13 protein-coding genes are annotated in these 12,079 nt (G+C 60.1%); 11 read left to right on the top strand and 2 right to left on the bottom strand.

What is annotated here, in order from left to right; genetic code table 11:
- Positions 1 to 356: 356 nt before the first annotated feature.
- Together ONB52_16975 and ONB52_16970 are read right to left on the bottom strand one after the other, a co-directional pair.
- Positions 357 to 2,801, bottom strand: a complete 2,445-nt coding sequence (locus tag ONB52_16975; GenBank protein ID MDZ7417828.1) for a PP2C family protein-serine/threonine phosphatase — start codon at positions 2,799 to 2,801, stop codon at positions 357 to 359.
- A gap of 22 nt (positions 2,802 to 2,823) precedes the next feature.
- The gene (locus ONB52_16970) at positions 2,824 to 3,114 is read right to left on the bottom strand and encodes a hypothetical protein (protein ID MDZ7417827.1); all 291 of its coding nucleotides are present in this window, start codon (positions 3,112 to 3,114) and stop codon (positions 2,824 to 2,826) included.
- Here ONB52_16970 and ONB52_16965 point away from each other — a divergent pair.
- The 11 genes from ONB52_16965 (at position 3,113) to ONB52_16915 (ending at position 12,023) form a co-directional block, all read left to right on the top strand.
- On the top strand, positions 3,113 to 3,475 hold the full coding sequence (locus tag ONB52_16965) for a hypothetical protein (GenBank protein ID MDZ7417826.1): 363 nt from the start codon (positions 3,113 to 3,115) through the stop codon (positions 3,473 to 3,475). The two genes, ONB52_16970 and ONB52_16965, sit on opposite strands and share 2 nt — an antisense overlap.
- Positions 3,476 to 3,850: 375 nt before the next feature.
- Complete coding sequence (locus ONB52_16960; GenBank protein ID MDZ7417825.1) at positions 3,851 to 4,057, top strand: hypothetical protein; 207 nt, start codon at positions 3,851 to 3,853, stop codon at positions 4,055 to 4,057.
- A 284-nt stretch (positions 4,058 to 4,341) separates the two neighbouring features.
- Positions 4,342 to 5,142 (top strand): class I SAM-dependent methyltransferase, encoded by an 801-nt coding sequence (locus ONB52_16955; GenBank protein MDZ7417824.1) that lies wholly within the window; start codon positions 4,342 to 4,344, stop codon positions 5,140 to 5,142.
- Positions 5,143 to 5,573: 431 nt separating this feature from the next.
- A complete protein-coding gene (locus ONB52_16950; GenBank protein ID MDZ7417823.1) occupies positions 5,574 to 5,897 on the top strand; it encodes a DUF2294 domain-containing protein in 324 nt (107 codons plus the stop codon).
- 257 nt (positions 5,898 to 6,154) lie between these two features.
- Complete coding sequence (locus ONB52_16945; protein ID MDZ7417822.1) at positions 6,155 to 6,529, top strand: DUF2294 domain-containing protein; 375 nt, start codon at positions 6,155 to 6,157, stop codon at positions 6,527 to 6,529.
- Positions 6,522 to 7,370 (top strand): zinc metalloprotease HtpX, encoded by an 849-nt coding sequence (htpX, locus tag ONB52_16940; protein ID MDZ7417821.1) that lies wholly within the window; start codon positions 6,522 to 6,524, stop codon positions 7,368 to 7,370. Before ONB52_16945 ends, htpX begins: the two co-directional genes overlap by 8 nt.
- Positions 7,371 to 7,641: 271 nt before the next feature.
- On the top strand, positions 7,642 to 7,881 hold the full coding sequence (locus ONB52_16935; protein MDZ7417820.1) for a zf-TFIIB domain-containing protein: 240 nt from the start codon (positions 7,642 to 7,644) through the stop codon (positions 7,879 to 7,881).
- Positions 7,882 to 7,967: 86 nt separating this feature from the next.
- A complete protein-coding gene (locus tag ONB52_16930; GenBank protein ID MDZ7417819.1) occupies positions 7,968 to 8,945 on the top strand; it encodes a TerC family protein in 978 nt (325 codons plus the stop codon).
- Positions 8,946 to 8,950: 5 nt separating this feature from the next.
- Positions 8,951 to 11,260 (top strand): putative monovalent cation/H+ antiporter subunit A, encoded by a 2,310-nt coding sequence (locus tag ONB52_16925; GenBank protein MDZ7417818.1) that lies wholly within the window; start codon positions 8,951 to 8,953, stop codon positions 11,258 to 11,260.
- Positions 11,257 to 11,670 carry a Na+/H+ antiporter subunit B gene (locus ONB52_16920; protein ID MDZ7417817.1) on the top strand — a complete coding sequence of 138 codons (414 nt, stop codon included), beginning with the start codon at positions 11,257 to 11,259 and terminating at the stop codon, positions 11,668 to 11,670. Before ONB52_16925 ends, ONB52_16920 begins: the two co-directional genes overlap by 4 nt.
- Positions 11,671 to 11,675: 5 nt before the next feature.
- On the top strand, positions 11,676 to 12,023 hold the full coding sequence (locus ONB52_16915) for a Na+/H+ antiporter subunit C (protein ID MDZ7417816.1): 348 nt from the start codon (positions 11,676 to 11,678) through the stop codon (positions 12,021 to 12,023).
- Positions 12,024 to 12,079 lie beyond the last annotated feature (56 nt).

Raw genomic sequence — 12,079 nt, 5'->3', positions numbered from 1 at the left:
TCATGCTGGGTGTGCCCTGCACTTGCCTGGCAAATTTATTGAAAGCGCGCGCACCCCGCGCTGTGCGGCGCGGCGCAATGTGCGAAACTTTTGCCTTCCCTGCAAGCTGCACCACCGACGATGGCGCGGCGTTGCGGCCCGGACCGGTTTGCCGGAAAGCCGCGCCGGCACGCGGCCATTTTTCGTTCGGGAATTTTTTCGGCGCCGGCCGTTGCGGGAAAAGGAGGCGCTGCGACTCACACGGCAGGGAAGCCGGCGTTCGATTGCAGCTTGCGCCGGCGATGGTCCGGACGTCTCGCGGGCAGACGGGCAATGGCGCCGGCCTGTGCCGAACCTTGCGGTGCCGGCGCGGCGGCTCAGATCGCTTTCAATACCACCAGCGTCATGTCATCGTGCTGGGGATGATCGCCGGCGAATGCCCTGACTTCCTGGAGGATGTAATGGACCAGGGCTTCGGCGGAACTGTATTGATGCCGTTGCAGCAATTGCAGGAAGCGCTCTTCGCCAAATTCCTCCTGCTGGCGGTTCATGGCCTCGGTGAAGCCGTCGGTGTAGAGCACCAGGGTGTCACCGGGCGACATCTGCAATTCACCCTCGACCAGCGTGCGGGTGAAGACCTCGCCGGGGTCGAGGCCGAGGCCGAGGCCGGCGGTTTGCAGCAACCGTGCCTGGCTTTCTCCGCTGCGGAAGATAATGGCGGGATTATGGCCGGCACGCGCAAAGCGCAGCACACTGCGCCGGCTGTCGAGCACGGCGTAGAACATGCTGACGTACCAATTGCGCTCGATGGTGCGATACATCAGGTTGTTGACTTTGCTCAACACCTGTTTGGGCGAGCTTTCTTCACCGGCATGCGACTGCAGGATGCCCTTGGTGAGCGTCATGTAAATGGCGGCGGGAATGCCCTTGCCGGAGACATCGCCGACGGCTATGCCGAGTTTGCCCTCCTGCAATTCGACAAAATCAAAATAATCGCCGCCCACTTCCAGCGCCGGCACACACAGTCCGGCAATGTCGAAGCCCGGCACCCGCGGCGGTTGTTTGGGCAGCAGGCCGAGCTGCACGCGATGCGCGATTTCGAGTTCTTTCTGCAGGCGCACACGTTCCTTGATGCGGCGAATGTGCGGCGGCTCCGCTGCCGGCGTGAACTCGAATTCCCGGCCACGCAGGGCGCTGGCTATGCCCAGAACCGGCAATGCGGTGAGCACGGCAATGCCGGCGAGGGCATTCCCCACAAAGAAAGGTGCTGCGCTGCCCAGGAGTGGGCCGATGGTATACGCGGCCGCCAGCAGGGCCGCGGAGGTCATGGCGGCCAGCAGGCCATGGCGCCAGAAGATAAAGCCCTGGAGTAAAGCGGTCGCAATGCCGGGCACCAGCATGAAATAGGAGGGCCGCAGATTGTAGATGTCATTGAAAAAGACTTGAAACAGTCCGTCAAAGACCGCCGCGATCACGATCGCCACACCAGTCGCTTTTACCAGGCGGCGCAGCGTCGTAATCAAAAACAGGCGAAAAACCAGTTCGCTGAACAAAGCGGCCGTCAACATGTTGGCGAGCATGCCAAAGACGGGCAGCGTTTGATCGTGCAGGGAGGGCCCGCCGCCGCTCAAGCGCGGCAACACGCCGAGATGTTCGATCATGAGAAAAGTCAGGCCCTGCACCAGGCCGAGCAGGATCAGGCCATAGGCAAAACCGACCGGCAACTCCCGCCCGATATTTTTGGTGAACCACTTGCGGTTGAAGATGCTGTCCACCCCGGCCAGCAGCCGCGGGGCCTCCGCGCGGAGAATTTGTTCGCCCACGGTCCAGCTCGCCAGCACCATCAGGGCGATCAGGAGGTAGCCGAAGGCGGTGGACACCCCGAGTTGAATGAATTTGGTGTACAGATGGCTGATTTGCCCGAAGCCAACCCCCACCCCCAGGCGATCCCAACTGTTGAGCGCCTGCAGCAGCTGCACAAACAGCAAAATGCCGGCGAGCCCCAGGCCGGTGCGCACTCCGATTTCCCCCTCGTGATATTTGCGCAGGAAGGCAATCAAAGAAGCGAACAGCAGAAGCACATAAACCATTACCGACATGCTGTTCAACAAAATGTTGGCCGAACTGACCACGCCCGAGGCGGTGACGAAATCCTGGGGATCGCGCAGGTAGCGCACCACGCCGGCAAGCGCGGTGCCGGCGAAATGCACTTCCACCACTTCCACCGCTTCCCCCAGGTTGGCAGCACGGCGGGCGAATACCAGGCGATGATCAGTACGCCGCAACTTTTGCGTGTGCGTCGATTGTTCCAGTGTGAACTGCTCCGCCATGATGCCGCGCCAGCCGGACAGCACCTGGTGTGCCCGTTGCGCTGCCACCGCGCTGCTCAAGGTGTCGGCTGACATGGAGTCCGGCAGCACATGCAGGAAGCTCAATAACTCGCCGGAAGTGGAGACGCGCACACGGTAGGTTTCCCGCTGCTGATCCTTGGGGACGTTGCGATAGTAGTCGAATTGCCAATTGGCCGTGGGCAATTGCCCGGCACGGGACTGTTCCATGATGGGCAGCACGCCGAACCGGCTCATCAGATATTCCAGCGCCGAGCCGTCATACACAAAAATCTCGTCACAATAAAATCCGGAAACCGAAAAGTTGTAGCGCTGCAGACAGGAATCCGCCACGGCGCGCGCCCGGCTTTTGTCGAGACGCACATTCGCGGCAAAGAGGGGATTGATTCTGGGCATGCAATAAATGGCGAGGGCCAGGCCGGCCAGGGCCGGCAAACCAAGAATCAGCCAACGCGAAGGCGACGGGAAGTTCATGAAATCTCCAAATCCAAAGCGGTCATGAACCGGGCAGGGGCGAATACAGCGCCGACAAAATACAACGGCTTTCACGTGAAAACAAAGCAAATGTTACAGACATGCAGCTTTTCCGGCGGCGTGACAGAGGCAGCCACGCACACCCTCCTCTGCCCACCGCCGGCGGCTTTGCTTCTGATGCGCGCCATTTGAATCTTTTTTCCCGGCGCGGCATGAAGTGCTTGACATTCGGCACGGGAATTCGTATCTGGAACAACAAAACACCGACGCGCGACCTGCAAACCGTTACCCTTGTTTGATCCATGGCAGTCATGCTGCACTCCTTTGCAACCATCCTGCTGGCAGGGCTCAAGCCGCTGACACTGGTGCTGTTCAGCAAGGCCGGCCTGGCAACCGCCTTTCTTCTCGGGCAGCAGATCGGATTTTGCAGCGGCCTGCTGCGCTTCTGCCGCAGCGCGCACACCGTTCCCTTTCTCTTCATGGAATTGCGCCTGCGCCTCAATTTGCGCTATTGGGTGGTGTGGCTCTCCCGCCTGGTGCTGCAGGATAAACAACGCCAGTCCCCGCCTCCCACGACTCACTGTGAAGTGCTTTGTTTCGGCATCGGCCGCAACATCCTCGACCTCTTCAAAACGCTTACCCTGAGCGATATTTCCCCGCCTGCTCTTGCCTGAGCGATTTCCCGCATGACGAGCAATGACGGGTTTGCCACTCTGCCGTGATTGTTTCGGCGGTGGGATGAGCTGTTGCCGGTCATCAGACGGCATCGCGTGTGTCGTTCCCACACCCCAGAGCACAATCCCGCTTCTGCAGGATGCCTTAATGCGCTGCCGCGTTGCGTTGGCGCCCGCCAGTCAGTCACAAGTCTGGCGCAAGCCGGGATGGCGGACAACCAACCCATCCGGATGAGCTGCGGCCCTGCCTGTGCCCGGTCGGGCGAGTCGCCCTGACAGGAGTTCCGGTGGACGACTGCATGCTATACTCACTGCGGCAGAGGCACTGAATTTGGCCAAGCTGACTCTATTACCCTTCCAAATCGAGTAGATGAAATGAGCAAGCACAAAAATCGCGCGGCCGCCAAGCCCGCAGAAAACTGCGGAACAGAACTAAACCACGCCGGGATCAAATTCATGCCGGAAAACGGCCCTGCCCAGTCACAACTGTCAGAGCAGAAACAAGTCGATGGCATTTGGGTTCTGCTGGTCTTCGCGATCCTTTTCCTGTTTCTGATGGTAATGGGCTGGTGGGCGAGCTGAATGCCGCACAGTTTTTCCTCCCTTTTCCATAAATGAGAGATCGCCCGGATGCTCATGATGGCGCCATGAGGACGGCGAGCCCCGGAGGATGCGCGTGCAACCCTGCTGCGTCCGGGCGATTCCATTGCCTTGTGCCGATTCGATGACCGTACCTTCCGACCGCACCCACGGGTGAGTGGAATGGGTCATGTCATCTCACCTTCAAAGCCTGAAAAGCTTGTTCGCCTTTCCCGGAACAACGGAGGGGACGACGATCATCATCCTCATCCCAGCGGAGGACGCACATGCAAAACATTCAACATCATTTCTTGCAGATCGCGCCGCGTTACCGCGATCTGCGTCTAACCGATCTGGCGCCCATCACTTACATCGCCGAAGGGCTGCAGACGCTGCCGGAAATCATGGCCGCCGATGTCGGCTGCGGCGCCGGCCGGTATGATTTGAAATTGTTCGAGCAGCTCGGTGGCCGGCTGCAGCTCTATTGCTTCGATGCCAGCCCGGCGATGTTGCGTGAGTTGCGCGCCTACCTCCAGCAGCACAACGTGCACAACTTTGCCGTCATTCATGCCGATGCCCATAAGTTGCCGCTGCCCGCCGCCTCCCTGCATTGTCTGTTTACGTTCAATGCCATCCACCATTTCAAGCTCGGTCTGTTCCTGAACGAGGTCCGGCGCGTGCTGCGCGACCGGGGTCATCTCTTCATCTACACCCGGCTGCGCAGCCAAAACCGCCGCACTATTTGGGGCAAATACTTCCCCGGCTTCAGCCAAAAAGAGACGCGCTTGTATGAGCTGGACGAATTGCGGCGCCTCATCAATCAGCAATCTCACCTGCAGTTGCAAGCCGTGGAGTTTTTCAAATTCGAGCGGGTGTGCGATCTGCCGGAGCTGCGCCGGCGCGTCCGGCAACGCCACTATTCCACCTTCTGCTTGTATGAGCAGAACGAGTTCAACCGCGCGTTGCGGGAGTTTGAACGCCGCCTACGCCTGCATTATCGCGACTTGGGCAACATCCGCTGGTTCGACGAGAACGTGCTGCTGACGCTGCGACGGTCGCGCCGGCCGCCGGGCATCACTGACGAATGACGGCTTGGCAAAGGGGTTTCACCCCAAAGCGCAACACAGACATGTCGTTTGCCACCCGGACGGGCTGGCGGTCGATGCTGCCAAACCTTCGCGGGCGGGAGAGGGTCTGCGGCGTAATCTGGTTTCGGCTGTGCGCAATCGCGAGGTTTTGAGAAAACGCTGCTGCCACAGCCTGGCCGTTGTCGCAAACGCTGGCGCGGCTTCACGACCGCCAGCTTTCGAAAAACGCCGTTTCAGCCGGAGTCGGAACGTTTTGGGGACAGACACTGTTTTATCCGGCCTGTTCCGGCAGCCGCTTGTCGCACCTCTTGCATCTCTGACCGGCGGCGATTATATTGCGACCATAGCTGGAAACTCAGTGCCACGACAGCTTCAACGTCATGCACAGCAACAAAACCAAAGGCCAGATCGAGGCCGACATCAGCGCGGCCATGACGCAATTCGAGCGGGAGTATCTCGGCCGCGGCCCGCGCGCAGCCCGCAGCTTCATCATTCAAGACATGATCCTCAGTCGTCTGCACGGCGTTCTGACCCTGGCGGAGGAGAGACTGGCCGGCGAGCGCGACGGCGCCCAAGTGATCAAGCAGGTTCGCATGCGGTTGATTGAAAGCGCCCGCCCCTTGTTGGAGCAGATCATTTTTGAAAAGACGGGCGCACGGATCGTCACTCTGCATACCGACATCAGCTCCAAGACCGGAGAACGGATTTTTGTTTTTTGCCTGAACAAAAACTTGGAGGAGGAGCTGCGAAAATAATGGGGCGCGGCGTACAACTTTCTCCGTCATCCCATCGTCTCATTGGTCGCAAACCGGGCAAATGACATCTCGACTGTCAAGAACAGCGAGCGGCCGTTTGACAGGCTTGCGTGCAATGAAAATTTTGACCCGCGGGCAGACGGAATAGAGTACCGTCTTCAGGACAAGACAGTAAGCTAACAGTAGGCCGGCGCTCGGATTCAAACCGGAATTCGGGTGCCGGCTTTTTTTTGGACCCTGCAGCAGGGAGTGCGGAAATGAACAACGCCACGGCAGCACTGGCGCGGCAGATCAGCGCGCTGGTTGCTGATTTTCTCAACCAGCAGTTGGGCGAGCACGCGGCTGCGGTCGAAACCTTTCTGTCCGGTAATCTGGTGACGGTGCGTGCCAGCGACTGCTTTGCTCCGGGTGAACGGGCACTCGCCCGCAATGAGACCGACTGGCGTCTCTTTCACCAATTCAAAAGCCAGCAGTTCGAAAGCGTGAAATGGCTGTTGAAGGAACGTTTGGAGGAAATCACAGGCTGCGAAGTGCGTGACCTCGTATCCGCGCTCGGGCCGGACGGCATGCGTTTCGCAGTCGTCACCCTGAACAAAAGTATTGAAATTGAAAGGGAAAAATGCCATGAATAGAGTCAAGACCTTCATGCTCATGGCCGGCCTGACGGCGCTGTTCGTCGTCATCGGCAAGGCGCTCGGCGGACAAACGGGCATGTTCATCGCCTTTGGTCTGGCACTGGCGATGAACTTCTTCAGTTACTGGTTCAGCGACAAGATCGTGCTGAAGATGTACGGCGCGCAGGAGGTGCGCGAGGTTGATCATCCGGCCCTGTACAGTATTGTGCGGTCGCTGGCGACGCGCGCCAGCCTGCCGATGCCCAAGGTTTATGTCATCCCCGGCGAGCAGCCCAACGCCTTTGCCACCGGCCGCAATCCGGAACACTCTGCGGTGGCGGTCACCGAGGGCATCATGCGCATTCTCAACCGAGATGAGCTGGCGGGCGTGATCGGCCATGAGCTGGCGCACATCAAGCACCGCGACATTCTGATCGGCACGATTGCCGCCACCATTGCCGGTGCCATCAGCATGATTGCCAACATGGCGCAATGGGCAATGCTCTTCGGTGGCGGCCGCAACGACGAAGAGGAGGGGCAGAATCCCCTGGTCGCCCTGGTCGCCATCATCGTTGCCCCCATTGCCGCGATGTTGATCCAGATGGCGATCAGCCGCAGCCGCGAATATCTGGCCGATGAGGAAGGCGCGCGCATCGCGGGCAACCCGCGTTACCTCTCCGGTGCGCTGCGCAAATTGCATGTCGCCGCCCAGCAGATTCCACTGGCGGCCACACCGGCGACAGCACACATGTTCATCGTCAGTCCGCTCAGCGGTGGTGGCACGCTGCTCAACCTGTTCAGCACCCACCCGCCGATGGAAGAGCGCATCGCGCGGCTGGAGAACATGCGGCTGTACTGAGGCCGGCGCCGGGATGTCCGGCTGTGGCCGGCACCGCGGGGCAGTTCAAAATGCATGTCTCCCGCCGGGAACGGCGGAGTGATCACGCGACGGTGTGGTTTAAAAAAAACGGGCAGCCTGTTGGCATGGCGCTGCCTGTGCAAAATTCTGGTTGCAGTTGTCACGTTGCCCCGGCCTGCGCTCCGTCCGGGGCAATTTTATGGTTTCCTTCTGACTGAAAAGCAAAGCGAGGTGGTCCAAGCAATGTCCTGTTTGCAAAATCGAATTGAAAATGGCAGACCGGCAGGGGGTTGAAATCGACTACTGTCCGCAATGCCGCGGGGTGTGGCTCGATCGTGGCGAGCTGGACAAAATCATCGCACGCCCGGCGGCCGCTATGCCGGACCGGGATCGTAACGATCACGACGACGATGATGATGATCGCCGCCGGCGCCACGATCATGACGATGATCACGCGGGGCGCTACCCGCGCAAGCGCAAGTCGTTTCTGGGTGATATTTTCGATTTCTAATTGCATGCGATTCGTCAGAGGGAGCAGCGTCAATTACTATCACGCGCGCCGTTTTTTGCCACCAGAGGTTTCACGAAGGAGCCGGTATGTCGGATCAGATTTTGTTGTGGGTTGGTTTCAATCTGTTTGTGTTATTGATGCTCGCCCTGGACCTGGGCGTGTTTCATCGCAAGGCGCACGTCGTCAAGACAAAGGAGGCGCTGCTGTGGAGCGTGGTGTGGATCGCGCTGGCGCTGCTGTTCAACCTGGGCATCTATTTTTGGCAGGGGCAGAAGGTCGCGCTGGAATTTCTCACCGGCTATCTCATCGAGAAATCGCTGAGCGTGGACAATATCTTTGTCTTCCTCATGATTTTTGCCTATTTTGGCGTACCGGCTCTCTATCAACACAAGGTCCTGTTTTGGGGGATTCTCGGCGCGCTGGTGATGCGCGCCATTTTTATCGTCTCCGGGGTGGCGTTGATCGAACGCTTTCACTGGATCATTTATATTTTTGGCGTCTTTCTCATTTTGACCGGCGTGAAAATGGCGTGGCAGAAAGACAAGGAAATTCACCCGGAAAAAAATCCGGTCCTGCGCCTGTTCCGCAGGGTCATGCCGGTCACCGATCGCTATCACGGCGGCGCCTTCTTCGTCAGGCCAGCCGGGCGCTATTTGGCCACGCCGCTGTTCGTCGTACTCCTGCTGGTGGAGACCACGGATTTGATCTTTGCCGTCGATTCCATCCCCGCCATTCTCGCGATCACGCTGGACCCTTTCATCGTCTACACTTCCAACGTCTTTGCGATTTTGGGGCTGCGCTCACTCTATTTTGCCCTGGCCGGCATCATGCCGCTGTTTCACTATTTGAACTATGGCCTGGCTGCCATTCTCACCTTCGTGGGCGTCAAGATGATGCTGGTGGATTTCTACAAAATTCCCATCGGCGTGTCGCTGAGCGTGGTGGCTGCCATCCTGTTGGTCGCGATTCTGGCCTCCCTGCTCTGGCCGCGGCCACAGACGCCGGTCACGCTTCGCGCGGAAACCCCGCACCCGAAACCTGAAACCATCGACTCAACCGGATGATGAACATGCCGCCACACCTCGACCAGGCCCCTCCCGCCGGATCGCTTGCCGGGCAAAGCCAGCGCACGCTCTGGCAACATCCGGCAACCGGCTGGTTACTGGCGATCCTGCCGGCGGGTGCGCTGATTTACCTGCTGAGCCTCACCGGCCGGGTGGCTGCCGGCGAAAGCGTGATACTCTCATTAAACTGGGTGCCCAGCCTGGCGGTCAGTTTTTCCTTCCTGCTGGACGGCCTGTCGCTGCTGTTTGCGGTGCTCATTACCGGCATCGGGGCGTTGATTCTGATTTATGCGGGCGGCTACCTCGCCGGGCATACGCTGCTGGGACGTTTTTACTTCTACCTCCTGCTGTTCATGGCTGCCATGCTGGGCGTGGTTCTGGCTGACAATCTCATCACCCTGTTCGTGTTCTGGGAATTGACCAGCCTGAGTTCCTATCTGCTCATCGGGTTTGATCATCACCGGGAAGAGGCGCGCAAGGCTGCTTTGCAAGCGCTGCTGGTGACGGGCGGCGGCGGCTTGGCGCTGCTCGCCGGCCTGCTGCTGCTGGGCAACATCGGCGGCAGCTTCGAGCTTTCCGAATTGCTGCAGCGCGGCGACCTGGTGCGCGGACACACCCTTTATCTGCCGCTGCTGTTGCTCGTGCTGGCGGGTGCATTTGCCAAATCGGCACAAGTGCCGTTTCATTTCTGGCTGCCCAATGCCATGGCGGCACCGGCGCCCGTCAGTGCCTATTTGCATTCCGCCACGATGGTGAAAGCCGGTGTCTATCTGCTCGCGCGCCTGAGTCCGATTCTCGGCGGCACCGAGGCCTGGCACTATCTCGTCACGCTCGCCGGTGCCGCGACCATGCTCATCGGGGCCCTGCTCGCCTTTCCGCAGACCGACTTAAAAAAAATCCTGGCGTACACCACTGTGAGCACGCTGGGCGGCCTCACCCTGCTGCTCGGTCTCAATACCACGCTCGCGGCCAAGGCAGCCATGGTTTTTTTGATCGTGCATTGCTTCTACAAGGGCGCCCTGTTCATGATTGCCGGCGCGGTCGATCATGAGACCGCCACACGTGACCTGCGTGAACTGAGCGGGTTGCGCCGCTTCATGCCGCTCACCACCCTGGCGGCGACCCTGGCCGCGCTGTCGATGGCAGGCCTGCCGCCCATGCTCGGTTTCATCAGCAAAGAGCTGCTTTACGAGGCCAAGCTCGAGGCCCCGCGTGCGGCTTTCTGGATCACCAGCGCCGGTGTGCTGGCCAACGTCCTGCTGGTCGCGATTGCCGCCCGGCTGTTGCTGCGGCCGTTCTTTGGCCGCCAAACGGCAATGCCGCAGACGCCGCACGAAGCGCCCGTGACTTTGTGGCTCGGCCCGGTGACGCTGGCTATCTTGGGTTTGATCATCGGCCTGGCGCCGGACACCACTGCGCAGTACTTCATTGTCGGCGCGGTCAGTGCCGTGCGCGCCGAGGCCACCGAGGTCAAGCTGGCGCTGTGGCATGGCATCAACCCGGTGCTGGCACTGAGCGTGCTCACGGTGGCGTCCGGCCTGTTGCTCTATTCTTTCCGGCGCCTGCTACAGCGCGCGACACAACCCTTGTCCGGGCTGGCCCGTCTTGGTCCGCAGCAATGGTACGAATGGTTGCTGCGGGGACTCAATGGTCTGGCTCAGTGGCAAACGCGCCTGCTGCAGAGCGGCTATTTGCGTTCGTATTTGCTCATGATCATCCTCACCACGATCGGGCTTACCGGCTATGCTTTGGTCAGCCGCGCCGCCCTGCCGCCTCTGCCCTCATTGCCCGTGGCGCAATCTTATGAATGGCTCATCACAGCGATCATGCTGGCGGCCGCGATCGCCGTCGTGCGTGCCGGCTCGCGACTGGCGGCGGTGGCCGCACTCGGGGTCATCGGCTTCAGCATCGCCTTGCTTTTCGTGCTCTATGGCGCGCCGGATTTGGCGATGACGCAATTCGCGATCGAGACGCTCTCCGTCATCATTTTCGTGCTGGTGCTCTACAAACTGCCGCGCTTCGCCAAGTTCTCGCGGCCGGGTGCACGCCTGCGTGACGCCCTGGTCGCGCTGGCGGCCGGCGGCATGATGACGCTGCTGGTGCTGGCCGTCACTGCCGCGCCGTTGTGCTCGCGATTGACCGGCTTCTTTGCCGAGAACAGCTTGCCTGCCGCCAACGGCCGCAACATCGTCAATGTGATTCTCGTGGATTTTCGCGGGCTGGATACGCTCGGCGAAATCACCGTGCTGGCGGTGGCGGCAGTCGGTGTTTATGCTTTGTTGAAGTTGCGCCTGGTAAAGGACAAGGAGGGATGATCATGCCTTCATTGATTCTGTCTGTGGCCGTGCGTTCCCTGCTGCCGTTGCTGCTGTTGTTCTCCGTCTTCCTGCTCATTCGTGGACACAACGAGCCGGGTGGCGGTTTTGTGGGCGGTTTGGTGGCAGCCGCCGCATTTGCGCTCTACGCCATCGCCGAGGGCATCGCCAAAGTGCGCCAGGCCCTGCGCGTCGATCCGCGCACATTGATCGGCGCGGGCCTGGTGGTGGCGCTGGGCAGCGGCCTGCTTTCCCTGCTGCAGGGACGGCCGTTCATGACCGGGCTTTGGTACCAACAGCCCGTGCCGGTTCTGGGAAAAGTCGGCACGCCGGTTTTGTTCGATCTCGGCGTTTATCTGGTGGTGGTGGGCATCATCCTGACCATCATCCTCAACCTGGCGGAGGAGTGAGTGCCATGGAGACCGTCCTGGCTGTGGTGATTGGCGGGTTGTATGCCGCCGGCTTGTATTTGATGCTGCGGCGCAGCCTCGTCAAGCTCATTCTCGGCCTCGCCATTCTCGGTCACGCCGCCAATCTGCTGGTGTTTACGGTGGGCCGCCTCACCCCAGGCCGGCCGCCCATCGTGTTGCCCGGAGCCCTGACCCCCGACAAGCCGTTTGCGGATCCACTGCCGCAGGCCCTGATTTTGACTGCCATCGTCATCGGTTTTGGCGTGCAAGCCTTCGCCCTGGTGCTGCTCAAACGCGCTTATCAAACCGTGGGCAGCGATGATTTGGACGAAATGAAAGCGACCGACACCTGAGTCGACACGCTATGCAACGATCCGCCGGTCCCGGTGGCTTGCAGAGCGGATCTGCT

Source organism: candidate division KSB1 bacterium, assembly GCA_034506255.1.
In the GTDB taxonomy this organism is placed as follows: Bacteria; Zhuqueibacterota; Zhuqueibacteria; order Zhuqueibacterales; family Zhuqueibacteraceae; genus Coneutiohabitans; species Coneutiohabitans thermophilus.
The sequence above is the reverse complement of the archived record's forward strand: the minus strand, read 5'-3'. Positions and strand labels throughout refer to the sequence as shown.